This window comes from Microbacterium sp. (assembly GCF_047607225.1).
Taxonomy (GTDB): Bacteria; Actinomycetota; Actinomycetes; order Actinomycetales; family Microbacteriaceae; genus Microbacterium.
Map to the genome: position 1 here is coordinate 27,126 of NZ_JASGDO010000059.1, position 25,312 is coordinate 52,437.

Here is a 25,312-nt window from a genome sequence, read left to right on the forward strand (position 1 = left end):
ACGCGACCACCGCGTACCGGAACGACAAAAGGTGGCCACCCCGTGCGGGATGGCCACCTCGTCAGGTCACGCGGCGCGGGTGATGCGCAGCGACGACCCGATCAGCTTGTCGAGATCGACCTCAGTGTGCGGCGGCGTAGGCGTCCAGGACGTTCTTCGGGATGCGCCCGCGCTCGTTCACGGTGTGCCCGTTGGCCTTCGCCCAGCTGCGAATCGCAGCGAGGTCGGAGTTGCCACCGGAACGGCGACGCGACGGGCGCGCCTGCGCCGCTGCGGCCGCACTCACCGAACGCCCTGCCGTGATGAAGGGGGCGAGAGCCTCACGGAGCTTGTCGGCGTTCGCCGAGGTCAGGTCGACCTCGTACGCCTTGCCTTCGAGAGAGAACGTGACAGTCCCGCCGTCGCCGTCCGCGATCGGGGTGCCATCGACATCGTCGACGAGTTCCACAGTGACCTTCTTTGCCATTACTGGCTCCTGCTCTGTTTCGGCTTCGAATGCGCATCCGGATAGAGGCGCCGGATAGATCGTACGCAATTCCGCCGGGAAAAACAGGGAGGTTGCGCAGACGACTCGCCGCACGATAGGAGAAACGGCTTTGAGGAGCGCTCCCACGCCGCCGGGATCACATAAACCAGACGATCGCGACGAGGAGGATCGGCACGGCGACGGCGCACGAGAGGAGAATCAGCACACATCGCGTCCGCCATTTGCCGTTGCGTTCCGCCGCGGGTCGCGTCGCCTTCAGCACGCGTCCCGCAAAGGCGGCGATCACCGTCAGGATCACGATGACGACAGCGACAAACAGCTGAGCGGGCACAACGTCCTCCGCTCCGCCGTCGTCGAGACAGGGGTGTCCCGCCGGGGTTGTCGGCGCAGATCGAACACACGCCTCCCTCATCATGCCGCATTCCTCCACGCTCTCGAGCCATGTCATCCAACGTCATGCGAGGGGACACCGACGTGCCGCTCGATAGACTGTGCTCAGCTCGGAAACCGGAAGCCTCCGCCTTGAGCACCGCGATCCGACGCGGTGCAAGAGCAGACATCTCGCCGTCGCGGCCGTCCCCCGGAGGTTCCTTTTCCCATGTCCGTCGCCACCACCACCTCGGGAAGCCTTCCCCGCACCTCTTCACTCATCGAAGCCAATGCGGCGCGCACATTCGCCGCCGATGGATTCACTCTCGAGTCGTCCCCCGAATTCGAAGAGCTCACCGCGCAGGCCGTCGCCGATGTCGTCGCCCGCCAGCGCGAGGCGGGAATCACCCTCGTCGGCGATGGAGAGTTCGGCAAGGCGATGTCGAACCCGGTGGATTACGGCGCCTGGTGGTCATACTCCTTCCAGCGTGCCGCCGGCCTCTCCCTCACCGACGTCAATGCGTTCAATGAGCCGCCGGTGCGATCCGAGCCCGGCAACATCCGCCTCACCTCGTTCCTCGATCGCCGCGACCGCCAGCTCTTCCCGGCGGTGTACGCGGAGGCGGTCGAGGTGGGTGCGGTGGCGACCGCCTTCCCCACCACGACCGGACCGATCTCGTACCGCGGACACGACGCGGTCGCCGCCGACATCCGCCACCTCACCGCGACTCTCGGCGAGGGGGAGCAGGGGTTTCTCACCGCGATCGCTCCCGGGTCGGCGGCGCGCGTGCGCAACGATTTCTACGCCACCGACGAGGAGCACATCTGGGCGTGGGCGGAAGCGCTCCGCGAGGAGTACCGCGCGATCGTCGAGGCCGGCCTCATCGTGCAGCTCGACGACCCGTCGCTCGCAGAGAACTTCGACCAGATCTCCCCCGAGCCCTCGATCGCCGACTACCAGGCCTTCACCCAGATCCGGGTGGACGCGATCAATCACGCGATCGCGGGACTGCCCAAGGAGCAGGTGCGTCTTCACCTCTGCTGGGGATCCTGGCACGGCCCGCACACGACCGACATCGAGCTCCGCCACCTTTTGCCGGTGATCCTGAAGGCCAACGTCGGGTCGATCTCGTTCGAGGCGGGAAACGTCAGGCACGAGCACGAGTTCGCCGATTGGGCGAACGTCGACCTCCCCGACGACCTCGTGCTGGTGCCGGGTGTCGTGAGCCACGCCACGAACGTCGTCGAGCACCCCGAACTCGTCGCTCAGCGAATCCGCCGGTTCACCGACATCGTGGGATCCGATCGCGTGATCGCCTCGACTGACTGCGGCCTGGGCGGGCGCGTGCATCCCGACATCGCGTGGGCCAAGCTCGCCTCTCTCGGCGAGGGTGCCCGCCGGGCCTGACGGCCTCGACCCGGGATCCGTGATCGCACGCGTCAGCCCGACGCGTGGCGGGCACGGTGACGCCGAACGCCGTCGCGGTTCGCGCATCGCACGGAGCAGTAGCGCTGGCGGCCGTTGCGTGTGATGTCTACGACGACGTTCCGGCACGAGTCTCCCGCAGCCTCCCCGGCCGCGCACCGGCGGAGGCGACGCATCCCCCGCGTCGTGACGTGCAGCGCCGTGCCGACCGCGATGACGGCGCGCAGCACTTGCGGCAGACGCTGATCGTCGTCGCGGTAGTGGAGGTGCCACGCGCCGTCGTGATCGGTGAGGCGGGGGTAGGCCGTCGCGCGCGCCATCTGCAGGTTCAGGAGCCGCGCCCGCTCCTCGTCGGTGGGGGCGTCGACGACAGCAAGCCAGTCGTCGATCACGGCGCGCGTGCGCGAATGGTCGTGCTCGGATGCGGGAGCGTAGACGGCTGTCATCCCGTGCTCGTACGTTCGAGCCACGATGCCCTCCCGGTCTGCCGGCCAGTCGTTCGCGAGCGATGCCGCCAGCAGCACGGCGTACTCACCGTAAGGGTTGAGTTGCATAAGGGCATTACATCATGCTGTCGGCTATGAACGCCGCCGACCTCGACACCGCCCTCACCCCCGCCGCCACCGACGCGCACGAACACGGATGGGTCACCGAGTCGTCGCACACCACCTCCGAAGGACGAATCGTCTACGTCCGCTGTGTCACCTGCGACGCTCGGCGCGTCGACGCGGTGCGCCCCGGTCTTCCGCCGGTCGCGGCTGCTCACGTCGTGTCAGCGGCCGCGGCGACGCCGGCGCGGCGCCACGAAATCACCCGGTGATCGCCCCGGCGACCGCTCCCCCCACCGCCCCGACGACCACCAACACCACGGGCGGCAGCCTGCCCGCGACGAGGGCGACGAAGGCGACGAGCGCACAGGCGAAGGTCACCGGGCCTGTGACCGCCTCGGTGAAGACCGGGTCGTAGAGCGCGGCGGCCAGGATACCCACCACAGCGGCGCTCGCCCCCCGCATGATCGCACCGGCCGCGGCGGTCGTGCGCACTCGCGTCCAGAACGGGAGGACACCCACCAGCAGAAGGAGTCCGGGAAGGAAGATGGCGAGCGTCGCGATCGTGGCCCCCGCGATCCCTCCAGGCCCCACCGTCGCCAGCGCCCCCAGATAGCTCGCGAAGGTGAAGAGCGGCCCCGGCACCGCCTGCGCGGCGGCGTAGCCGGTGAGGAATTGATCCGGCGTCACCCAGCCCGACTGGACGACCGCGGCGTCGAGCAGCGGAAGCACGACGTGACCGCCACCGAAGACGAGCGCCCCCGAGCGGTAGAGACCGTCGATGAGCGCGAGGAGCGGATCACGCGTTGCCGCAGCCGCGGCGGGAAGCCCGAAGAGCAGCGCCGCGAACACGACGAGACTCGTCACCCCGACCGCGACCGGAACTCGCAGCGCCAGCGACGGTGAGGGCTCGCGGTTCCCGCCGCGGCAGAACACCAGCCCGGCGAGGCCACCCAGCACCAGCACCGCGATCTGACTGAGCGGACCACCGACGACGAGGACGACCGCGGCCGCGCCCGCGGCGATCAGGGCGCGCGGGAGGTCGGGGGTGAGCGTGCGCGACATCCCCCACACCGCCTGGGCCACCACCGCGACCGCGACGATCATGAGCCCGCGAACCGCTCCCCCTCCCGCGCCGCCAGAGAGGACCGTCGCCCCCGCAGCGACCGCCGTGAGGAGCGCCGCCGACGGTAGCGTGAACCCGAGGAAGGCGAGCAGGGCGCCCGGCGCCCCCGCCCGCAGGAGTCCGAGCGCGAAGCCCACCTGACTCGATGCAGGCCCCGGGAGGAACTGACACAGGGCGACGAGTTCGCCGTACTCCTTCTCGTTCAGCCACTTTCGACGTTCGACGAACTCGGCGCGGAAGTAGCCAAAGTGCGCGATCGGCCCGCCGAACGACGTCAGTCCCAGGCGGAGGAACACGACGAAGACGGAGAGGGCGCGCGGCACCCTCCCATCATGCTCATCCAGGTGAACGGCGGGTGTCGACGCTCTGCGGGAGTAGACCGCTCGAGGAGGTTCCGTCCCCGGCGCGTCAGGAGGTGACGCTGAGAGAGAGCGCCGAGACCATCTGCTGCCAGAACCACATGAACCAGAACACGCCGATCAGGATCGACAGGACGATCGAGCCGATCCACGCCCACAGCGCCGCCATACCCGAACCGGTCTCCCGCTTGAGCACCACCGTGCGGCCGATGATGTAGACGCCGATCGACAGCGCCAGGGCGATGAACGCGAAGGCCCAGTGGAACGGACGTGCCACGCCGCGCTTCTTGAGTTCGCGCCAGTCGAGGTAGGCGAAGACGATCGAGGCGGCCAGGAACACGTAGCTCAGGAGCGACAGGCCGAGAACCCCGCCCGTCCACTGCAGCATCGCGGCCACGGCCTCGCTGCCGGCCGCACTGTTGGGCGAGACGCTCTCCATCGAGACGAGCGCGTCGACGTAGCCGTTCCAGTCGATGAAGAACAGCGTGAACACCGGCAGCGTCGACGCGACGATGCACAGGTAGATCCAGAGGGTGTTCGTGTTCGCTCCCGGGGCCGACGGTCCCGTCGCCACGGCCGGGGCGGCCGCGTAGCCCTGCGAGGGATAGCCGCCCTGGGGGTAGCCGCCCTGGGAGGGGTAGCCGCCGGACGACGGATACGCGGGCGTCGAGGCGTACGGGGGCGCTGCGGGTGCCGCCGGGGCTGCCGGTGCCGCGCCTCCCGGCTCCGCGACGGGCGCGTATTCACCGAAGCGGGGTCGCTCCGGGGCGACAGGAGTGGCCGGCGTGGAGGAAGCCGTAGCAGCGGGGGCGTCCGTCGTGTGCTCGGTCCACCGCGAGCCGTCCCACCAGCGGGTGCGGCTCGCGTCGGCGGGGTCGGGGTACCATCCGGCGGGGGTGCTCATGGCGTGCTCTCCTGGAGTTCGGCGCCCGAGTGGGCGAGTTCGGCAAGGGCGGCGTCGCTGGAGTCGGGGGCGACTCCGGCGACGAGATCGGTCAGCACTCTCACGTGCCGGCCGTGGGCGATCGCGTCCAGCGCCGAGGCGCGAACGCAGTAGTCGGTGGCGATCCCGGTGACATCCACCTCGGTCACGCCGTGGGCGGTCAGCAGGTCGGCGACGGTCTCGCCGTCGTCGGTGACGCCCTCGAACAGGGAGTAGGCGGGGACGCCTTGACCCTTCTTCACATGATGAGTGACGGCCGAGGTGTCGAGCCCGGGGTCGTATTCCGCACCCTCGGTCCCGGCGACGCAGTGGACGGGCCAGGAGTCGACGAAGTCGGGCTGACCATCGGCGAAGTGACCGCCGTTGTCGTTGTCGCCGTCGTGCCAGTCGCGTGACGCGATCACGAGGGCGTAGTCGTCGCGGTGCGCTTCCAGGAAGCGCGAGACCCCGACAGCGACCGCGTCACCTCCGTCGACGCCGAGCGCTCCGCCCTCGGTGAAGTCGTTCTGAACGTCGACGATGAACAGGGCCCTGGTCATACATCGAGCGTATCCCCTCGGGGCGGTTCACGACTCCGGGGTCTGCTCGCGTTGACGGCGCAGCGAACGCCGCGTAGCCGCGGGGGCGACCGCGGCTCCGGAGTCTCCGGGATCGAGGGCGCCCGACGCCGCCTCGGCGACGGGACGCGCATCGACGCGGGCCAGGCGCGAGGGCCACCAGATCGCTCGCCCGATGTCATACGAGACCGCCGGCACCAGGAGCGAGCGCACCACGAACGTGTCGAGCAGCACACCGAAGGCCACGATGAACGCGATCTGCGCGAGGAACAGGATCGGGATCACGCCGAGGGCCGCGAATGTGGCGGCGAGGACCAATCCGGCCGAGGTGATGACGCCGCCGGTCGCGACGAGCCCCCGGAGGATTCCGGGTCTCGTGCCGTGACTGAGCGACTCCTCCCGCACCCTCGACATCAGGAAGATGTTGTAGTCCACCCCGAGCGCGACGAGGAAGACGAAGCCGTAGAGCGGCACCGCGGGATCCGCACCGGGGAACTGGAAGACGTGATCGAAGACGAGGGCGCTCACTCCTAGGGCAGCACCGAACGACACGATGACGCTCAGGATCAGCAGCACGGGCGCGAGGATCGCACGCAGCAGCAGCATCAGGATGAGCATGATCACCACGAGGATGACGGGGATGATCACCGTGCGATCGCGGATAGAGGTGTCGTTGGTGTCGAGGTCGACAGCCGTCGTGCCCCCGACGAAGGCGATGTCCGCGCCCCACGCCTCGGCGAAGTCGGCGCGGATGTCCCGGATCGTCTCCTCCGCCTGCAGCGAATCGGCTTCGTCGGAGAGCGTCGCGATCAGAAGGACGTCACCGCCGGACACGGTCGGTGCGGGAGCCGCACCTCCGGGAGGCCCGGCGGCGGCGTAGACGGGCTCGCCGTCTCTCACCGTCACGCCGACCTGGCCGGCGGCGGAGTCGGTCGAGGCCGCCGCGATCGACTCGATCCCCTCGGCCTTCGTCAACAGGTCGACGGCATCGGCGACCCGCACCTCGGGAACGATGACGTAGGCGGGGCTTCCCGATCCGGCGGGGAAGTGCTCGGCGAGGGCGTCCTGCCCGTCACGGGCCTCGCTGGCGCCGAGCACCAGATCGCTGGAAGGAACCCCGTCGGCCTTCAGCTGAAGGACACCGACCGAAGCGGCCAAGAGGACGACGGTGCAGATGATCCACGTCGCTCGCGCGTGGCGCGCCACGAAACGCGCCTGCCGCGCCCACACGCCGCGCACCGGCTGCGTCAGGTCATCGGGCAAGTCGATCGCCCCGCTCTTCGGGATGAACGGCCAGAACGCCGCGCGGCCGAAGAGAGCCAGGAGCGCCGGGAGGAAGGTGAGGGCCGACAAGACCGAGAACGCGATCCCGATCGATGCGATGGGACCGAGGGCCCGATTGCTGGCGAGATCGCTCAGCAGGAGGCACAGAAGCCCCGCGATGACGGTTCCACCCGAGGCCAGGATCGGCTCGAACGCCCCCCTCCACGCGGTCTTGGTCGCCGGCCACCGCGGCAGCCCGGCTCCGATCGCCTCGCGGAACCGGGCCACGTACAGGAGCGCGTAGTCGGTGGCGGCACCGATCACGAGGATGAAGAGGATCCCCTGAACCTGTCCGTTCAGTACGACGATGCCCGCCTTCGCGAGCCACCACACGGTGAGCAACGCGACGCAGAGAGCGAAGGTCGAGGTCAGCAGCACGAGCACGGGAAGAAGCGGCGAGCGGTAGACCACGATCAGGATCACGAACACGGCGGCGAGCGCCACGATCAGGAGCAGTCCGTCGATGCCGAGGAACCCCTTGACGAGATCGGCGGTGAATCCTGCCGGGCCCGTCACCCACGCATCCACGCCCGCGGCGACCTCTTCCTGCACGAGAGAACGGATCTCTTCCACGATCTCGCGCACCTCGCCGTCGGCGTCGATGGGCACGAAGAGTTGCACGGCTTCGCCATCTTCCGACGCGATCGGGGGTGAGACCTCCCCCACTCCGGGGATCTTCGCGATCTGATCGGCGATACCGGTGAGGTCGGCGAGCTGCGCGTCATCGAGCTTCTGATCGGACGCGAACACCACGACCGCCGGGATCGTGTCGTCGCCCAGGAACTCGCCGAGGCGCTCCTGCACCTGCGTGGCCTCTGCGCTGGCAGGGAGGAAGCTCGATTGGTCGTTCGTGGCGACCTCGTCGACCTTGCCGAAGTACGGTCCACCGACCGAGCCGCCGACCAGCCAGATGAGCACGAGCAACACCGGGATCCCGATCCGCACCCAGCGAGTCGGGATGCGGTCGACGCGCGAAGAAGTCATATCGCTAGCTTATCTAGCAAAATATCCTCGCGCGACCCCGTTCCGACGCAAGAGCGGCGAGGTCACGCCCGCCGAGCTCAACGCACGAAGATCAGCACCCAGGACAGGACGAGAGTCACGACGCCGAGAGCCACGGCCGCACCCGCCGCCCACAGCACAGGGATGAGACCCGGAGGACGTCGAGTGAGGCGCATCCGGTCCCGCCAGCCGTGCCGATACCAGAGGGGAACCCGGTCGCGACCGCCGATCGCCGACGCCTCGGATGGGGTCAGCTGCGCACTGTTGGCGTCGCCGTCGCCGTCGTACCAGCGCACGGTCGCGCCGGACTCGTCGTGATCGACCCAGCCTTCGGCAGGAAGCCAGGTGCCGTCGGCGGCCCACAGGATGACGGCGACGATCAGCAGGAGCAGGCCGGCACCGAAGCCCAGCCAGGAGAAGATCTCGACCACGGCATCCAGCGCGTTCACGCCGCCTCCCGAGGAGTAGTGGAGCCAAGGAGAGGCCCCGTCCGAAGACGGAGCCTCTCACCGGAGCCACCTAAGGGAATCGAACCCTTGACCTATTCATTACGAGTGAATCGCTCTGCCGTCTGAGCTAAGGTGGCGCGTGCTCTGCTCTCGCATGCACGATCAACGATCTTACAGGGTCCGCAGTGATGCTGCGAACCTCCCCCGCATGGCTTCCGGTGTCGGCGTGTTACGACCGATTCTCCGCGGGAGCGAGGTCCCCCGTACGGTCGTCGAGGCACCGCGATGACGCGAGCGCGGTCCCTCGCGTTCGACGTCGCCGCGCTGCCCCGACCCACGAGGAGCACCACGATGTCCGCCAAGATCCTGAAGACCGCAGCACTGACCCTTCCGCTCGCACTCCTGCTGAGCGCCTGCGCCACCGGCTCCCCCGCGCCCGGCGGTTCGGGCAGCGCCGACGCCGCACCGGAGACGGTCAAGATCGGCGTCGTGGGAGCGGGCGACCCGTACTGGAAGACGTACGTCGACGCGGCCGCCGATGCGGGCATCACCGTGGATCTCGTGGACTTCAGCGAGTACACGCAGCCGAACCCTGCCCTGTCGGCCGGCGAACTGGATCTCAACCAGTTCCAGCACATCATCTACCTCGCCACCTACAACGTGCAGGCGGGCGACGACCTCGTCCCGATCGGCTCGACCGCGATCTACCCGCTCGGGCTCTACTCGCAGAAGTACGATTCCGTCGCCGACATCCCCGCCGGCGAGACGGTCGCCGTGCCCAACGACGAGTCGAACCAGGCACGGGGGCTCCTCGTGCTGCAGTCCGCGGGACTCGTGAAGCTGAAGGACGGCGGCTCGACGCTCTCCACCGTCGCCGACGTGCTGGACGGATCGAAGGTCAAGGTCGAGGCGATGGACGCGGCGTTCACCGCGACGTCGCTGCCCGACGTGGCGGCCGCGATCATCAACAACGACTTCGTCAAGGACGCGGGGCTCAGCTTCGACGACGCGATCGCCACCGATGACCCGTCAGACCCCTCCGCCTTCCCGTACATCAACATCTTCGCGGCGCGTGCGGAGGACGCCGACAACCCCACCTACGCGAAGCTCGTCGAGATCTACCAGAACACCCAGGCCGTCCTCGACGGCGCCGACGAGGCCTCCGGCGGCACCGCGGTGTTCGTCAAGACGCCCGCCGCCGACCTCGTGACCTCTCTGCACGACGTCGAAGCCGACATCCGCGACAACCAGTGACACAACCGTGTGCGGCCCGCTCCTCGGGGCGGGCCGCACACGTCGGGAGTTCCCCATGAGCGTGATCCGCCTCTCCGGCGTCACCAAGACGTTCCCGCCGCCCCGCGCGGGAGCGTCGCCGACGACCGCCGTCGACGACGTCAGTCTGGAGGTCGAGGCCGGATCCATCACCGGCATCATCGGCTACTCCGGCGCCGGCAAGTCCACCGTCCTCCGGCTCGTGAACGCACTGGAAACGCCGACCGCCGGCACCGTGGAGATCGACGGACGCGACATCACCGGGTTGCGCGAGCGCGAGCTGCGCGCTCTCCGCACCGACATCGGCATGATCTTCCAGCAGTTCAACCTGTTCACGTCGAGAACGGTGGCAGGCAACGTCGCGTACCCGTTGGAAGTCGCCGGACGACGAAAGCGCGAGATCGCCGAGCGCGTGGATGAACTGCTGCGTTTCGTCGGCCTCGCCGACAAAGCGCGCAGCTACCCCGAACAGCTGTCGGGAGGTCAGAAGCAACGCGTCGGCATCGCCCGCGCCCTCGCCACGAACCCCCGCATCCTCCTCGCCGACGAGGCGACGAGCGCCCTCGATCCACAGACCACCCACGAGGTGCTCGACCTCCTCCGACGAGTGAACAGCGAACTCGGGGTGACGATCCTCGTCATCACTCACGAGATGGAGGTGATCCGAGCGATCGCCGATCGAGTGGTCGTCATGGAGGCGGGGCGCGTGATCGAAGACGGACCGGTCTTCGACGTCCTGTCCTCTCCCCGGGAGCCGGCGACCCGGCGATTCGTCGCGAGCATCATCGAGGAGACCCCCACCGGCGCCGCTCTCGCTGCGCTCCGCGCTCGCCATCCCGGTCGTATCGTCACCGTCTCACTCCGCGACGGCGACGTGTCACAGGCCGACGTCTTCGCCGCGCTGCAGCGCAATGACGTGCGCTTCGAGCTCATTCACGGCGGCATCAACGACATCGGTGGCCGGGTGTTCGGCCACCTCACCCTCTCGCTCACCGGCGACGCCGAAGCGGTCGAACGGGGAGTCGCCGCGGCCCACGCCATCGCCCCGCTCATCGAGGAGGACGTCCATGGATAGGCTCATCGATCTCCTCCCGCAGCTGTGGCCGGCGACCTTCGAGACGCTGTACGTCGCCACCTTCGCCCTCGTGTTCGGCGGCCTGCTGGGGCTTCTCCTCGGGATCCTGCTCTACGCCACCCGGCCGGGGAGCCTCTTCCCGAACGCTCCCGTGTTCACGGTGCTGAACGTGATCGTCAACGTGTTCCGTCCGATCCCCTTCGTCATCCTGTTGATGGCCGTGCAGCCGCTCGCCCGCGGCATCGGCATCCCCGGCATCGGTCCGAACTTCGCGATCTTCGCCATCACGATCGCGTCGCTGTTCGCCATCAGCCGCATCGTCGAGCAGAACCTCATCACGGTGCAGCCGGGGATCATCGAGGCCGCCCGCGCCGCCGGGGCCTCGCGCGCACGCATCCTTTTCCGGCTCGTTCCGCGGGAAGCTCTCGGCCCGCTGATCCTCGGCTACACGTTCGTGGTCGTCGCACTCGTCGACATGACGACCATCGCCGGGGCCGTCGCTGCGGGCGGTCTGGGCGAGTTCGCGATCGTCTACGGCTTCAAGCAGTTCAACCCGTGGGTGACCTGGGCGGCCGTCCTCGTGATCGTCGTCATCGTGCAGGTGGTGCAGTTCCTCGGGAACGGGCTGGCGCGCCGCGTCCTGCGCCGCTGACGCCGCCGCGACGAGCGGCGAACGACGGGCTCACTCGCACCGCAGGCCGTCGGCGGGAACCGTGCCCGTCACGAAGTAGTCCACCACCGCGTCGTCGACGCAGTCGCTTCCCTTGTTGAAGCCGGTGTGTCCTTCGCCGACCCGCGTGACGAGCACTCCCGACGACAGCTGCTCGGCGAGCGAGACCGACCACTCGTACGGCGTCGCGGGGTCATTCGTCGTCCCGATCACGACGATGGGCTCCGCACCCTCGGCCGTGATGCGCTCGCGCACCCCGGTGGGAGGAGCGGGCCACTGCTCGCAGACGTCGACGCCCTGCCAATACGGCGCGATCGTCGGGGCCTTCTCCTTCACCAGCGCGTCGGCGGCGTCTTGGTCGGCCTGCGAGGTGTCGACCGGGTAGTCCATGCAGTTGTAGGCGCGGAACGCCTCGGCGGAGTTGTCGGAGTAGGTGCCGTCCGCATTCCGCCCGTAGTAGAAGTCGGCTAGGAGGAACGCCGTCTGGGGGTCACCGGACAGTGCCTGATCGAGGGCCATCGTGAGGTAGGTCCAGGTCTCCTGCGAATAGAGGGAAGCGATGATCGCGGTCATCAGACTGTCGGCGCCGAGGCGTCGGCCGTCGCTGTTCTGCAGCGCCGTGCGATCGACGCTGGCCAGGAGCGTGCCGAGATCGGCCATCGCCTCGTCGACCGTTCCGCGGAACGGACAGTCGCGGCCTTCCAGGCAGTCGGCCATGTAGGCCCGCAGCGCCGACTCGAAGCCGACGGCCTGGGTCGTGCCCACGTCGAGTCCCGACACCGACGGGTCGATCGCCCCGTCGAGGACCAGGCGCCCGACGCGCTCGGGGAATAGCTTCGCGTAGGTCGCCCCGAGGAAGGTGCCGTAGGAGTAGCCCAGGTAGTTCAGCTTCGCGTCGCCGAGCACGCCGCGCAACAGGTCGAGGTCGCGCGCGGCGTTGTCGGTCGTGATGAACGGGAGGATGCCGTCGCTCCCCTTCACGCACGCGTCGACGAACTCCTTGTTGCGCGCGGTCAGTTCGTCCTCCCACCCGTCGCTTCCTCGCGGGTCTGCGGGGATGTCGAAGAGGTACGCGTCCATGTCGCGGGCGTCGAAGCACGTGACCGCCGTCGAGCGCCCGACCCCGCGGGGGTCGAAACCGATGACGTCGTACTTCTTGGCCAGTTCGTCGCCGACGGCGAACGAGGCACTGTCGGCGATCAGGTCGTATCCGCTGGATCCGGGGCCGCCAGGGTTGGTGAGGAGAGAGCCGAGCGCAGCGCCGTCATCCGCCGCGCGACGGATCACCGCCAGTTCGATCTCGCCTCCCTCGGGATCGTTCCAGTCCAGTGGCGCCGACACCGTGGTGCAGTCGTAGGCGCCGCCGTCGGCACCATCGCACTCGGTCCAGTCCAGACGCTGTCCGTAGTACTTCTCGAACCCGGCCGGGACGCCCTCGAGGTTCGGGGAAGAACTGGTGCCGGGACGCGGCACGGGCTGCGCGCCCTCGGTCTTGAGATCCCACAGGACCCCGCAGCCGCTCAGCGCGAGCGTGGCGACGACGAGTCCGGCGACGACGGTGGAGAGGCGACGAGTCTGGTTCACGGTGTCCTTCCGCTCGCGACGGTCACGAGCATGCTCTCGAGGGCGAGCACCGGCGCGGCGTTGCCTTCGAGGTGGGTTCGGGTCAGGGCGATCTGGTCGAGCACGACGAGAGTGCGTTCGGGCGTCCAGGCGGACGCGAGCGCGGCGATCTGGTCGGACAGCTCCCGATTGATGAGGTCGGCATCGCGACCGAACTGGAGCATCAGCGTGTCGCGGTACATCGATTCCAGGTCGGTCAGCACGCGGTCGATCCCGTCACGCAGGCTCCGCGTCGCACGACGCTTCTGGTCGTCTTCCAGAGCGCTCAGCTGCCCCCGCACCGCGGGCGGCACCGCGCCTCCGGGAGCGATGCCGAGAGTGCGCAGGAGCGACTCCCGCTCCGCCTCGTCGCGCTCCGCGGTGAGCGACTTCGCGTCGTCCGTCGCCAGCTGGACGATCCGCGCCGCGACCTCGACGGCATCACCGACGCCGCGCACCGCCAGCACGGAGCGGAGCGTCTCCTCGCGGCGGGCCCGCGCGGCTTCGTCGGTCGCGAGCCGCTGGGCCATTCCGATGTGCCGCTGTGCGAGCCGCGCCGACTGCTCGGCAATGGCCGGGTCGACCCCGGTGCGCTGGACGATGAGGCGAGCGACGTCGTCGACGGCCGGTTCCCGAAGGCGCAACGTGCGCACACGGGAGCGGATGGTCGGGAGGAGATCGGCGTCGCTCGGGGCGCAGAGGATCCACACCGTGCGCTCCGGAGGCTCCTCGAGAGCCTTGAGAAGGACGTTGCTCGTGCGCTCGACCATACGGTCGGCGTCTTCCATCACGATGACGCGATAACGGCCGAGCGACGGCGAGAAGTACGAGCGTTCGACGAGAGCTCGGGCGTCCTTGATCGAGATGATCACGCCCTCGGTGCGCAGCGCGGCCAGGTCGGGGTGAGTACCGGCGAGCACCTGGCGCATCGCGGCCTCGTCTCCCGGCTCGGCGATCAGCGCGGCAGCGAACGCGTAGGCCAGAGTGGAGCGCCCCGAGCCGGCGGGGCCGGTGATGAGCCAGGCATGGGCGAGCTGGCTCGGATCCTCCGTGGCGGCGCGGAGCTGAGCGATCGCATCTTCCTGCCCCCAGACGGCGCCCCAGGGGACGCTGTCGTGAGCGACCGGTCCCCGCTGCTCCCCCGTCGGGGTCGGCGCCGGCGTCACGGAAGTCATGGGGTCCAGCCTACGGTGTCGGGCCGACACGCCCGCGGATGGATCTCAGCTCAGGAGGGAGGTGACCCGGCCCCGGATTTCAGCGGCGATCTCGGCGATGGGGGCGGTCGCGTCCAGCACGAGGAACCGGCCTGGCTCCGCCGCGGCCAAGCCCAGATAGGCCGACCGTACGCGCGCGTGGAAGTCGGCCTTCTCGGCCTCCAGACGATCGAAGGGCTTGTCGTCCGCGTCGAGGCGACGGCGGGCTGCGGCGGGATCGAGGTCGAGAAGGACGGTGAGATCGGGCAGCGCCCCGCCGGTCGCCCAGAGCGACAGGCGCCGGATCTCATCGGAGTCCAGCACGCGGCCGGCCCCCTGATAAGCCACCGAGGAGTCCAGATAGCGGTCTTGGATGACCACCTCTCCCCGTTCCAACGCGGGTCGCACGAGTGAGGCGACGTGGTGGGCGCGGTCGGCCGCGTACAGCAGCGCTTCGGCACGGGGGGCGATGTCGCCCCGGTGGTGCAGCACGATGTCGCGGATGAGGTTCCCGACCTCGGTGCCGCCCGGCTCGCGGGTGCGCACGACGGAACGGCCGCTCTCGCGGAGCCACTCCTCGAGCAGGCCGGCCTGCGTAGTCTTCCCCGAGCCGTCGCCGCCCTCGAAGGTGACCCAGAGACCGCCCGTCACTTCTTCGCCGGCGCCTTGCGCGTGGTGGTCCGCCGCGTGGTGCGCTTGGGCGCGGGGCCCTTGGCGCGCTTCTCGGCGAGCATCTGCACCGCGATCTCGTACGTGATGTCGTCGGCGGTCTGGCCGCGCGGGATCGTCACGTTCGTCGTGCCGTCGGTGACGTAGGCGCCGAAACGTCCGTCCTTGATCCGGATGGGCTTCTCGCTCACCGGGTCGGGCTCGAACTCCTTGAGCGAGGTCGCTGCACGGTTGGCGTACTTTGGCTGGGCGTAGATTTCCAGGGCCTGCTCGAGGGTGATGTCGAAGATCATCTCCTCGCTCCCGATGCTGCGAGAGTCACGGCCCTTCTTGATGTACGGGCCGTATGGTCCGTTCTGCGCCGTGATCGGCTCGCCGGACTCCGGGTCCTCACCGACGACTCGGGGAAGACTGAAGAGCTTCAGGGCGGTCTCGAGATCGATCGTCTCCGGCGACATGCTCTTGAACAGCGACGCGCGACGAGGCTTGGGAGCCTCTTCCTTCTTGGCGCCGCGCTTCTTCGGAGCGTCCGCGGGCGGTGCGTCCGTCTCGGGCAGCACTTCTTCGAGGTACGGGCCGAAGCGTCCGTCCTTCACCACGATGTCGCGGCCGTTCTCCGGGTTCTGCCCGAGCACGCGGTCGCCGCCGACGGGCGCCTCGATCAACTCGCGCGCCTTCTCGGGCGTGAGCTCGTCGGGGGCGAGGTCGTCGGGGACGTTGATGCGACGCGGGTTCTCCGGATCGTCGCCGGCGACCTCGAGGTAAGGCCCGTAGCGCCCGAACCGGAGCGTGGCGACGTCGCCGATGGGCGTCGAGTTGATCTCACGCGCGTCGATGTCGCCGAGGTTGTCGACGACGTTTCGCAGGCCGACGTGGTCTTCTGCGCCGAAGTAGAACTTGCGCAGCCATTCGGCCCGGTCCTGCTCCCCGCGGGCGATCGCATCAAGATCGTCCTCGAGGGCCGCCGTGAAGTCGTAGTCGACGAGCTCGGAGAAGTGCTGCTCGAGGAGGCGGACGATGCTGAAGGCGAGCCAGCTCGGAACGAGGGCCTGGCCCCGCTTGCTGACGTAGCCGCGATTGAGGATGACGTCGATGATGCTCGCGAAGGTCGAGGGTCGGCCGATGCCCTTCTCTTCGAGAGCCTTGACGAGCGATGCTTCGGTGTACCGCGGCTTGGGGCTCGTGGTGTGCCCCTTCGCCTCGATCTCGGTGAGGGCGACCTCGTCTCCGACAGCGAGAGCCGGAAGCGCCTGATCGTCGGACTTGTCGGCGTCGCTGCGCTTCTCGTCGCGACCCTCTTCGTACGCCTCGAGGAACCCCTTGAACGTGTAGACGGTGCCCGACGCGGTGAACGCCGCCGTCTTGCCGCCCGCGTCTACCTCCAGCGTGACGGTCGTGGTCTCGTACTTGGCGTCGGACATCTGGCTCGCGACGGTGCGCTTCCAGATCAGCTCGTAGAGACGCAGCTCATCCCGGTCGAGCGCGGAGGCCACCGACGCGGGAGTCCGGAAGTCCTCGCCCGAGGGACGGACCGCTTCATGGGCTTCCTGTGCGTTCTTGCTGTTGTTGCGGTAGCTGCGGGGGTTCGCCGGAACCGCCTTGTCACCGTAGAGGGCCACCGCCTGCGCGCGCGCAGCCGAGACCGCCTGCGTCGAGAGGGCGGTGGAGTCGGTGCGCATGTAGGTGATGTACCCCTTCTCATAGAGGCGCTGCGCGACGCCCATGGCGTGCTTGGCGCTCATCGAGAGCTTTCGCCCCGCCTCCTGCTGGAGGGTCGAGGTCGTGAAGGGGGGCTTGGGGCTGCGGGTGCCGGGCTTGGCTTCGACGGAGGTGACGGCAGCCTTCCCCGCCGCCTCGATCGCGGCCGCGAGCTCGCGCACCTGCGACTCGGTGAGGACGACGACGGCCTTCTTCAGCTCGCCGTGGTCGTCGAAGTCGGTTCCGCGGGCCAACGGCGCACCGTCGAGACGGGCCAGTCGCGTGGCGAAGGACTCGGCGGACTGCCCGGTCTTCGCGGCGAGCGCCTCGACATCCCAGTACGACGCGGAGACGAAGGCCATGCGCTCGCGTTCGCGATCGACGACGAGACGCGTGGCGGCGGACTGGACGCGGCCGGCCGACGTGCCCTGGCCGACTTTGCGACGGGTGACGTCGGAGACGTCCCAGCCGTAGAGACGGTCGAGGATGCGGCGGGTCTCCTGGGCGTCGACGAGGGCGAGGTCGAGCTCACGGGTGTTGTCCACGGCGGCGCGAATAGCGTCTTTCGTGATCTCGTGGAAGACCATGCGCTTGACCGGGACCTTGGGCTTGAGCGCCTCGAGCAGGTGCCAGGCGATCGCTTCGCCTTCCCGATCCTCATCGGTGGCGAGGAGGAGTTCGTCGGCCGTCTTCAGCGCGCGCTTGAGCTCGGCGACGGTCTTCTTGCCCCGGTCGCTCTCCACATATAGAGGAGTGAAGTCGTTCTCGATGTCGATGGAGTACTTCCCCACCGAGGTCTTCTTCAACTCGGCGGGGATGTCTTTCTTGTCGGCCAGGTCGCGGATGTGTCCGACCGAGCTGAGCACCTCATAGCCGTCGCCCAGGTACCCCTGGATCGACTTCATCTTCGTCGGCGACTCGACGATGACGAGCTTCTTGCCCGTCGACGCCTTCGTTGCTCGCGCGCCGCGTGTGCCCTTCGTACTCTCCGCCACTGGCTTCCTTTCTCCGTTGCACACCATACACACCGGCGAGACGTGAACTGGCTGGGAGGGCTTGCACTCCCTGGCTTGTCCGCTCAGAGCGGAGGGCCCGCTCGCGCCCGCGCGGCGATCGGGAACGGCCCCATTCGCGTCGTCACGGTCACCGTGACGACCATGCCCTCCACCGTGCACGCCGCGAGGACGGATCCAGCGATCGCGGCGAGGTCGTGCGCTCGCTCGCACGGCGCACCCGGGATGGCGCCGCTGACGGCATCCGCGGCCGCGAGCGCCGCTGCGTCGGCCACCCCGGCCAGACGAGTCGCCGCGACCGACACTCCGCCCGCCGCGGCGCACCCCACGACGAGCGTCGCACTCACGGCCAGCACCCCGACCGACAACACCGCACCGGCCATCAGGGAGTACTCGCGACGGCGCAGGACGAAGCGCGGGCCGAAGGAAGCGGCAGCACGGTGGACAGCGGCACGGCGCTGTCGATGCACACGAGCTCTCCTCGGAGCCGGATCACGACGGTCGCGCCGTCGACGAGGTGGGCGACCGTCGACCGAACCCGCTCGTCGCTCTCACCTCGTGCGGCCAGCCGAGCACCCTGCGCGACAGCCTGTTCCAGCCGGACGAGCTTCCCCGCCGTCAGCAACACCGAGACAGAGAGGAGGACGACGAGGATCACCGCGGGGACGGTGACGGCGAACTCCGCCGCCACCGCACCCCGCTGGTCGCGCCGCAGGCTCACTCGACCGTCAAGGCGCGCCGAACGAGATCGGTGAGAATGCCCCTCACTTCATCGCTGCGCATGATGATCACCAGCAAACCGGCGAAGGCGACCGCCGCCATCGTGGCGGAGTTTTGACATATTCGGCTCGTGAGCGAGATACGTCCCGAACCTTGGTCAAAGAAGGTCCAGGGGCGTATAACAACTGACTCCGTAGTGAGCGGGGCCAGGACTGGAGACATCATGAGCAAGGGAACCAAGCTGTGTGCCGCCATCTACGTGCGCCAGAGCGTGCGCGAGGATCAGGGCATCGCCCAGCAGATCGCTGAGTGCGAGGCCAAGGCCAAGGCCGAGGGCTGGACGGTCTATCGCATCTACAACGACAACCAGACCAGCGCGACCAAGGATCGGGGCGAGGGCACCGAATGGGCGCGGATGCTCGCCGACATCGACGCCGGTCATGTTCAGGTAGTCATCGTCGCCGCCGTGGATCGCCTCATGCGGCGGCTCGTGGATGTGCTGGAGGTCCGCCCGCCGCGCCGGGACGTGCGTGTGGTCATCGCTAATGGGAGCATCGACACGGGCGATGCTGGCGGCATGGGCGCGTTCATCCTCGGGCTGTTCGTGCTCGTGGCTGAGCAAGAGATCCAGCGCAAAGAGGCGCGCACGGTCCCCTATCGTGCTGCGCGCCGCGAAGCTGGCCACCCTGCGCCCGGACTCGTGCCGTTCGGCTACTCGTGGGTTCCCAAGCTCCAGCGCGACGCAAGGGGCACGCGCTATGAGGTCGTGCCGGGCGAGGCTGCCGTGCTGCGGTTCATGTCGCGCGAGTTGCTCGGCGGCTCATCTCTCGGCGGCATCGTCGCGGCGCTCAACGCGGGCGAGGCTAGGGACGAACGCGGCGCGCTGCTCGGCGAGTCCAGCCGCACGACGCGCGCGGGCAAGCGATGGATCACGACGACGGCGCGGCGGCTGCTGCTCTCCCCGTTCCCTGCCGCGCTGCTGCCGCCCAAGATGCCCGAGGGTGAGCACTACAACGCCGCCCGCGTGGACATGTCCAGGTGTACGCCGGGCGCGTGGGAGCCGATCTTGACCGAGGATGCCGTGATGGCTGCGCGGGCCATCCTGCTGAAGCCGTCGCGGCTGACGCACGACGGCGACACGCGGGCCAAGCATCTGCTCTCGGGCATCGGCAGGTGTGCCGTGTGCGGCGGGCCGATCCGCTCGGCCCAGGTCAAGACGACGACCCCGGACCCTCAGCGCGCCTACCGCTGCACGAAAGGGTGTTTCGTGCGCGGGGCGGCGATCATCGAGGCGTACGTGACTGAGGCCGTCGTGACGCTGCTGAGCACCCCCGGTCTGCTCCAGTGGGTGCCCGATGACGGGGCGGACATCGACACGCTGCGCGCTCGCCGTGTGGCCCTCCAGAGCGACCGCGACGACGCCGAGACACTCTATGCCGAGGGCGCGATCTCAGCGGCCACGCTGCGCGCCAAGACGGGCAAGCTCGATCCCGAGATTCAGGCCGTGGATGCCGCGCTCGCCGCCGTGCTCCAGGCTGACCCGCTCGCCGAGATCGTGACCTCTGACGACGTGCGCGGGATGTGGGAGCGCATTACGCCCGCCCGTCGTCGAGCCATTCTCGGCGCGCTCGTGCACCACGTTCATGTCGGACGCGTCGGCAAGGGCGTTCGCGTCCTGACGGTCGAGGCGGCAGAGGGCACGGTCTCGATGGGTTGGAAGCGCACCGAGCATCGCGTGAGCCTCACTCGTGCGCGCCTGGTCAGCACCGGTCGCCCTCTCGTGCCCATGGAAGCACGTGAGGCCATCGCTACCGCTCTGAGCGCGTGAGCGGGCGTCAGGCGAGGCGGACTGCGCCGCATGCTGGGCAGGCCCAATGCGCCCGCTCAAGCACTCCAACAGGGCGCATCCGCTCCAGGGAGTCGCACCCGCCACAGAGCGGCGCGTCGAGCGGGTCGAGCGGCTCGGCGCGAGTGTTCATGGGCACGAGCCTAGGCCCGGCTGCAGTGGGCCGCGCGACACGCGAGACCGCCGCCGCATTGGCTCGCCTGGCGGCCTCGGGGCTGACCGAAACACTCGCCGCGCTCCGCGCAGACCACGTCTACGCCGTCGATATCGCCCCCGAGGATGCCCGGATGGAACGCACCCGCACTTCGCGCTCAGCGCTGACGACATCAGCCGCGCACTGCGACGGGGCGGCATGACGTTGCGCCGTGTCGCCGCGACCCGTTGTGTCGGTGAGTCCACCGTGTACGCGGCGCTGAAGGATTCCTAGGCGGGCCTGGCGCGGTGTTTTCAGGGCGCGACCAGAGCGGTCCGCTCGTTCAGGAAGCCAATGAAGCGCTGGACGACCTGGCCCGCGTTGGCTGGCACGTACAGCTCGCGGATGGCGCGATGCGGGTCCTTACTCCCGGCAGATGAGAGAGCTGCTGCCGAATAGGTGACAACCGCTCCCGTTCCCTCAGCAGTCAGCGTGTGCACCTCGAACTCGACGCGAGGCGCGCCAAGGTGGCCCTCCAGGAGAAACTCCATAACATTGGCTTCGTAGAGCGGCTGATAGAGCCGGTCAGATCGAAGGCTCGTCTTCAGCGCCATCGCGAGCACCAGCTCGCCTGGCTCAATCTTTCCTTCCAGGGTCCGATGCGCGTTGTCCAAGATCCGCTGACTGGCGAGCGAGATGTCGCCCAGATCGGTCGCCCAAACAGGATTGGCCTGTTCGCTCGTCGGGAGTATGACAATCGCGATGTCCGGGGTGGATGTCGGCATCGCGAGATTGCTCTTGGCGAGTCGGTTTCGGAACTTGCGAATCTTCTTCTGAGCCTTTGGGGTGAGGAGTTTCACCCAGTCGTACCGGCGTGGGAGGTTCAGTACAGCAACCTGCCGATTCAGCGAAGGCGACACCTGCGGGCGGGCGTACCGTGGCGTGGTGCGCCACGGCTGGCCGCGCATGAACCTGTTCCAGGCGGCGGCAGTGTCCCAGAGCACGGCGGACGTGACGATTTCGTAGATGTCCCCGGTCACCTTCGAGACCGCGTTCGCGTTGCTCGTGTAGTCCGCGCCGTATAGGAGGTGACCTTCGTCATGCGCGTTGCTGATCGCCTGCAAGACGACCTCGCGAAACGGCATAGAGTTGAGGCCCGGGCTAGTCCATCCGGGAACGCCCGCGTCGAACGTGTACGCCAGCATGTTTTGCTGGGCGAGCCGGAACTGCGTGTCACGACCGCGAACGGGCGCGTTTCGCAAGTCGGCGATCAAGCGCAACTCAGGGGCCAGAGCTTGGGTCGCAACGCTGCTGAAACGGAACGGCACTAACGCTTCTCCTCGGCTTCTCTTACAAGCTCGCTCAGATCGATACCGAGCGCTTCCGCGACTCGCGTTTGGGTCTCCAACGTGGGGTTTTTGTGACCGTTCTCCAGTGCGCTCACATAGGTGCGCGTGACTGCGCTGCGCTGCCCGAGTTCTGCTTGAGTCATTCCGAGAGCCTCTCTGCGGCGGCGAACGATCAGCCCGAACGTTGCCGGGGTCGCTGCAGGGGTCACGGATGCAACCTAGGCGAGGACTGGCAGTCACTCTCGGAGGCGCGGTCGGGTGTACCTCATAGGCGACACCCGCCGGTCATTCCCAGGAACGTCGGAGATCGTTGCTACCGTCGCAACCATGCCTGAGATCTCCCGCCGAACCTCCGCCCAGCCAACCGCCGTCTCCCTCTTCTCAGGCTGTGGGGGATTCTGCGAGGGCGTGCGCGCCGCAGGCTTCGACGTGAAAGCGGCGGTCGAGATTGACCGGTTCGCGGCTGAGACGTACCGCGCCAACTTCCCTGAAACGCCGCTCTACGAGGGCGACGTGACGAACTTTCTCAACGTCGAGTCCCCCACCTGGGCGGATGATGCGGCGCGCTTCGATCAGATCAAGCCGGGAGAGATCGACCTTCTGTTCGGTGGTCCACCATGCCAGGGCTTCAGTCAGATCGGTCCCCGCATGCTGGACGACGACCGCAACAAGCTGTACCTGGAGTTCATCCGGGTGCTGAAGCAGTTGCGCCCCGCCGTGTTCCTCATGGAGAACGTGCCCAACATGCTGCTGATCGGCAAGGGGACGTTCAAGCGGCAGGTGCTGGAAGCTCTCGCGGAAGCCGGGTACAGCAACTGCGCCGTGCGTATTGTGGTCTCCTCGGACTACGGCGTACCTCAGGTCCGAAGGCGAGCTATATTCTTCGGCGTTCGTGATGGCCTCGTGTTGGATGGCCCTGTTGGTGCGTTCTTCGAGAACGCGCTCGCCGAGGAAGAGCGGGCGACGCCGACCGTGTGGGACGCGATCCGTGACCTTCCCGAAGCGACGGCGATTCACTATGAGTCGCTCCCTTACCCGCGCACCAAGGTGGCAAGCGCGATCCTGGATGAGATGCGGATCGACCGCGACGGCGAGACGTTCGCGAGCGAGGCCAAGCTCGCGCAGTCCGGTGTCAGCAAGGCGCGCCTGCACAATCACCACACGAAGGAGATTCAGGAGCGCCGCAAGGCGCTCATCGCTCTCCTGAAGCCCGGAGCCAAGGGCGACAGTCTGCCCAAGGAGGTCTGGAACGGCCTGCGGCCCGAGAAATGGCGGCGTCTTCCCGTGGATAAGCCTGCCTATACGATCCTCGCGCAGATGCACCGTGACCTGTCCGAGTGGGTGCATCCGAAGCACGAGCGCTGGATCACCGTCCGCGAGGCTGCACGCCTCCAGTCGTTCCATGACGGCTTTGTGTTCCACTCCAGTGAGTGGCAAATGCTAAAGCAGATTGGTAATGCCGTGCCGCCGCTGATGGCGCGGGCGCTGGCAAGCGCCGCCCGCAAGGCCTTGAGCGAGGTGCGCGAGGAACACACCGCAGTGGTAACCGAGATCGACGGCTATCGAACGCGAGCCGAGGCGGTCCCCGCCACAGCGGCGGCTCTGTAGCGTCATGTATCTCATCTTCATCGACGACAGCAAGCAGTCGGGACGCCGCTCGGACCTCGGGAAGGTGATCTCGCTGGGCGGGATCGCGTTCCCCGAGGAACAGGTGAAGCCATTCGCGGATGAATTCTGGAGGGTGTACGACGAGCACGGCGTACCTCACGACACCGAGCTGAAGTGGTCTCCCGACAGCAAGACGAGTTGGTGGTCTCAGGAGGGCAACAAAGAGCAACTTACGCCGGTACGGGAAGAGATCGCGACGGCGGCTTGCGCGCTGGGCGGGAAAGCGTTCGTGGTGGCCTGGGATACTGAAACGCAAGGCTTTCAAGGCGAGACTCCCGAGCGACTCGTTCTCCGTTTCCTGTTTGAACGCGTCGAGATGATGCTTCAGAACCTCCCTGCCCTGGGCGCGTTCATATTTGACAGGCCGGGCGGTGGAGTCAAGGAACAAGACGCCTGGGTTGACGACGCTCTGATTCTTACCGACGCGGGGACCGAGTATGTAAAGCCCAACGGCATCATTCTGCCCGTGCTCACCGCGTCGTCCCACCACCACCCGCACCTACAGCTCGCAGACCTGATAGTTGGCAGCACCACAGCGGCGCTTGTGGGCAATCGGTACGGACAGGACCTGATCCCGCTCACTAAGCCGCTGTTTCACACCAACTGGCGGGGTAACATCGGGGGCGCTGGCGTGAAGCTCTATCCCGACGCGCTCAACAACCTCATGCACTGGGTGTTTGGAGAGACTGAGTTCTCGCGCGGCAACGGCGGGCTGGCGCTTCCATACTCTCGCTGGCGATGGCCCACCGACAATGGCCTGCCGTAGGACGCTTTGTCAGCGCTAGCGACTCTCACGCTGCTGCTTTGGTGATCCGGTATACCGTGGCGGCGCTGACGCCCAGCGTGCGCGCGATCTCGGGCACACTCTCGCCCGAGTCCCTCAGCGTCTGCGCCTTGCGGGCGGTCGCCGAGTCGGCGACGCGGGGACGACCTCCCACGCGACCCTGAGCCTTGGCGGCGGCCAGGCCTGCCGTCGTGCGCTCGCGGATGAATGAGCGCTCCAGCTCGGCGAAGATCGCCAGCATCTGAAGCATGGCCTTGCCCGTGGGCGTGGTTGAGTCCAGGCCGTCGCCGACGCTCTGAATGTGGATGCCGCGCTCAGTCAGATCCTGAATGAGCGTCGCAACGTGCGCCGTCGAGCGCCCGATGCGGTCGAGCTTGTAGACGACGATGGTGTCTCCCGGCTGCACGTCGGCGAGCATCGCATCCAGCGCCGGGCGGCTCGTCTTGGCCCCGCTCACGCCGTGGTCAACGTAGCGGCTGCGCTTCAGCACGCCCGCGCCGTCGAGGGCGTCGTGCTGCATCTGCTCGTCTTGCTTGCCCGTGCTCACTCGGATGTACCCGAGGCGCTCGCCCGTGGTGCCCGTCGTCTTGGTCATGGCTCGATTCTCTCATCTACTCGTACGTTTTTGCAACTCACTAACGTATGAATTTTGAGCGAGTCGAAGCGTCGATATCGCGTCGATAACGGCCCTCGCGGCGTTTCTCATCTGAGCATCGTTTTTGAGAGAGCCGCGGGAGGGTGCCCCGGCCCGTCGTGACGGTTGGCTTACCACCTGATGAGGGGTGACGGGCCGGGGGTCTTGGGTGCGACCTCGGCGCGGGGGGATCTCCGCCCAGCGCCGCCGCGCCGAGGTCGCTTTTGGCCCTCACGCCCGAGACCAAGGGACCAGACCGAGCGTGAGGGAGCATTGTTGAGTTTCAGTCAGCGAATCTTGATTAGCGCGGACGCGAAGAAGATTCCGGGAAGTAACGAGCGCGCAACCCGGACATGAGCGGGGCCGTGATCGGGATCTCCCGCGCCTCGGTCAACAG

24 protein-coding genes, 1 tRNA gene and 2 pseudogenes are annotated in these 25,312 nt (G+C 67.9%); 8 read left to right on the top strand and 19 right to left on the bottom strand.

Going from position 1 to position 25,312, the window contains the following annotated elements; all coding sequences use genetic code 11:
* Positions 1-121: 121 nt before the first annotated feature.
* Both QM591_RS12075 and QM591_RS12080 read right to left on the bottom strand, forming a co-directional pair.
* A complete protein-coding gene (locus QM591_RS12075; protein WP_415132644.1) occupies positions 122-466 on the bottom strand; it encodes a histone-like nucleoid-structuring protein Lsr2 in 345 nt (114 codons plus the stop codon).
* Positions 467-623: 157 nt separating this feature from the next.
* Positions 624-818, bottom strand: coding sequence for a hypothetical protein (locus QM591_RS12080; RefSeq protein ID WP_415132645.1), 195 nt, complete (start codon positions 816-818; stop codon positions 624-626).
* A 267-nt stretch (positions 819-1,085) separates the two neighbouring features.
* On the opposite strand from QM591_RS12080, the gene QM591_RS12085 reads away from it, so the two are divergent.
* A complete protein-coding gene (locus tag QM591_RS12085) occupies positions 1,086-2,264 on the top strand; it encodes a cobalamin-independent methionine synthase II family protein (protein WP_415132646.1) in 1,179 nt (392 codons plus the stop codon).
* 32 nt (positions 2,265-2,296) lie between these two features.
* Here QM591_RS12085 and QM591_RS12090 read toward each other — a convergent pair whose 3' ends face one another.
* Positions 2,297-2,836, bottom strand: coding sequence for a CGNR zinc finger domain-containing protein (locus QM591_RS12090; RefSeq protein ID WP_415132647.1), 540 nt, complete (start codon positions 2,834-2,836; stop codon positions 2,297-2,299).
* 26 nt (positions 2,837-2,862) lie between these two features.
* On the opposite strand from QM591_RS12090, the gene QM591_RS12095 reads away from it, so the two are divergent.
* Positions 2,863-3,102: a hypothetical protein gene (locus QM591_RS12095; RefSeq protein WP_415132648.1), complete on the top strand. Its 240-nt coding sequence runs from the start codon at positions 2,863-2,865 to the stop codon at positions 3,100-3,102.
* Here the strand turns inward: QM591_RS12095 and chrA are convergent.
* From chrA to QM591_RS12125, 6 genes are all read right to left on the bottom strand, one after another.
* Positions 3,092-4,279, bottom strand: a complete 1,188-nt coding sequence (gene chrA / locus QM591_RS12100) for a chromate efflux transporter (RefSeq protein WP_415132649.1) — start codon at positions 4,277-4,279, stop codon at positions 3,092-3,094. The genes QM591_RS12095 and chrA overlap by 11 nt on opposite strands.
* Before the next feature lie 85 nt (positions 4,280-4,364).
* Entirely contained in the window at positions 4,365-5,219 is an 855-nt protein-coding gene (locus QM591_RS12105; RefSeq protein ID WP_415132650.1) for a DUF2510 domain-containing protein, read from the bottom strand.
* Positions 5,216-5,797, bottom strand: a complete 582-nt coding sequence (locus tag QM591_RS12110) for an isochorismatase family protein (RefSeq protein ID WP_415132651.1) — start codon at positions 5,795-5,797, stop codon at positions 5,216-5,218. Before QM591_RS12110 ends, QM591_RS12105 begins: the two co-directional genes overlap by 4 nt.
* 27 nt (positions 5,798-5,824) lie before the next feature.
* Complete coding sequence (locus tag QM591_RS12115) at positions 5,825-8,122, bottom strand: MMPL family transporter (protein ID WP_415132652.1); 2,298 nt, start codon at positions 8,120-8,122, stop codon at positions 5,825-5,827.
* A gap of 77 nt (positions 8,123-8,199) precedes the next feature.
* Positions 8,200-8,589: a hypothetical protein gene (locus QM591_RS12120; protein ID WP_415132653.1), complete on the bottom strand. Its 390-nt coding sequence runs from the start codon at positions 8,587-8,589 to the stop codon at positions 8,200-8,202.
* A gap of 64 nt (positions 8,590-8,653) precedes the next feature.
* A tRNA-Thr gene (locus tag QM591_RS12125) sits at positions 8,654-8,726 on the bottom strand.
* A 214-nt stretch (positions 8,727-8,940) separates the two neighbouring features.
* On the opposite strand from QM591_RS12125, the gene QM591_RS12130 reads away from it, so the two are divergent.
* From QM591_RS12130 to QM591_RS12140, 3 genes are read left to right on the top strand one after another with little or no spacing between them, the layout of a single operon-like run.
* On the top strand, positions 8,941-9,843 hold the full coding sequence (locus QM591_RS12130; protein ID WP_415132654.1) for a MetQ/NlpA family ABC transporter substrate-binding protein: 903 nt from the start codon (positions 8,941-8,943) through the stop codon (positions 9,841-9,843).
* 55 nt (positions 9,844-9,898) lie between these two features.
* On the top strand, positions 9,899-10,936 hold the full coding sequence (locus tag QM591_RS12135; protein ID WP_415132655.1) for a methionine ABC transporter ATP-binding protein: 1,038 nt from the start codon (positions 9,899-9,901) through the stop codon (positions 10,934-10,936).
* A complete protein-coding gene (locus QM591_RS12140) occupies positions 10,929-11,588 on the top strand; it encodes an ABC transporter permease subunit (protein WP_082829044.1) in 660 nt (219 codons plus the stop codon). The genes QM591_RS12135 and QM591_RS12140 overlap by 8 nt, the downstream gene beginning before the upstream one ends.
* A gap of 30 nt (positions 11,589-11,618) precedes the next feature.
* On the opposite strand, the gene QM591_RS12145 is transcribed toward QM591_RS12140, so the two are convergent.
* The 7 genes and pseudogenes from QM591_RS12145 to QM591_RS12175 form a co-directional block, all read right to left on the bottom strand.
* Entirely contained in the window at positions 11,619-13,190 is a 1,572-nt protein-coding gene (locus tag QM591_RS12145) for an alpha/beta hydrolase (RefSeq protein ID WP_415132656.1), read from the bottom strand.
* A complete protein-coding gene (locus tag QM591_RS12150) occupies positions 13,187-14,383 on the bottom strand; it encodes a DNA polymerase III subunit delta' (RefSeq protein WP_415132657.1) in 1,197 nt (398 codons plus the stop codon). Before QM591_RS12150 ends, QM591_RS12145 begins: the two co-directional genes overlap by 4 nt.
* Positions 14,384-14,428: 45 nt before the next feature.
* Positions 14,429-15,052: a dTMP kinase gene (gene tmk, locus QM591_RS12155; RefSeq protein WP_415132658.1), complete on the bottom strand. Its 624-nt coding sequence runs from the start codon at positions 15,050-15,052 to the stop codon at positions 14,429-14,431.
* A pseudogene (gene topA / locus QM591_RS12160) lies at positions 15,052-17,763 on the bottom strand (type I DNA topoisomerase); the annotation flags it as partial. The pseudogene topA and the gene tmk, both read right to left, overlap by 1 nt.
* Before the next feature lie 83 nt (positions 17,764-17,846).
* Positions 17,847-18,164 carry an Rv3654c family TadE-like protein gene (locus QM591_RS12165; protein ID WP_415132659.1) on the bottom strand — a complete coding sequence of 106 codons (318 nt, stop codon included), beginning with the start codon at positions 18,162-18,164 and terminating at the stop codon, positions 17,847-17,849.
* On the bottom strand, positions 18,164-18,502 hold the full coding sequence (locus QM591_RS12170) for a TadE family type IV pilus minor pilin (RefSeq protein ID WP_415132660.1): 339 nt from the start codon (positions 18,500-18,502) through the stop codon (positions 18,164-18,166). The genes QM591_RS12165 and QM591_RS12170 overlap by 1 nt, the downstream gene beginning before the upstream one ends.
* Positions 18,499-18,609, bottom strand: a pseudogene (locus QM591_RS12175) (DUF4244 domain-containing protein); the annotation flags it as partial. The gene QM591_RS12170 and the pseudogene QM591_RS12175, both read right to left, overlap by 4 nt.
* 115 nt (positions 18,610-18,724) lie before the next feature.
* Here QM591_RS12175 and QM591_RS12180 point away from each other — a divergent pair.
* Positions 18,725-20,329, top strand: a complete 1,605-nt coding sequence (locus QM591_RS12180; RefSeq protein WP_415132661.1) for a recombinase family protein — start codon at positions 18,725-18,727, stop codon at positions 20,327-20,329.
* A gap of 465 nt (positions 20,330-20,794) precedes the next feature.
* Here the strand turns inward: QM591_RS12180 and QM591_RS12185 are convergent, their stop codons facing one another.
* Positions 20,795-21,808 (bottom strand): Cfr10I/Bse634I family restriction endonuclease, encoded by a 1,014-nt coding sequence (locus tag QM591_RS12185; protein ID WP_415132662.1) that lies wholly within the window; start codon positions 21,806-21,808, stop codon positions 20,795-20,797.
* A complete protein-coding gene (locus QM591_RS12190) occupies positions 21,808-22,038 on the bottom strand; it encodes a helix-turn-helix domain-containing protein (RefSeq protein ID WP_415132663.1) in 231 nt (76 codons plus the stop codon). Before QM591_RS12190 ends, QM591_RS12185 begins: the two co-directional genes overlap by 1 nt.
* Before the next feature lie 118 nt (positions 22,039-22,156).
* On the opposite strand from QM591_RS12190, the gene QM591_RS12195 reads away from it, so the two are divergent.
* Entirely contained in the window at positions 22,157-23,437 is a 1,281-nt protein-coding gene (locus tag QM591_RS12195; RefSeq protein WP_415132664.1) for a DNA cytosine methyltransferase, read from the top strand.
* Positions 23,438-23,441: 4 nt separating this feature from the next.
* Complete coding sequence (locus QM591_RS12200; RefSeq protein WP_415132665.1) at positions 23,442-24,263, top strand: DUF3800 domain-containing protein; 822 nt, start codon at positions 23,442-23,444, stop codon at positions 24,261-24,263.
* 25 nt (positions 24,264-24,288) lie between these two features.
* On the opposite strand, the gene QM591_RS12205 is transcribed toward QM591_RS12200, so the two are convergent.
* Positions 24,289-24,876: a recombinase family protein gene (locus QM591_RS12205; RefSeq protein ID WP_415132666.1), complete on the bottom strand. Its 588-nt coding sequence runs from the start codon at positions 24,874-24,876 to the stop codon at positions 24,289-24,291.
* Between the last annotated feature and the right edge of the window lie 436 nt (positions 24,877-25,312).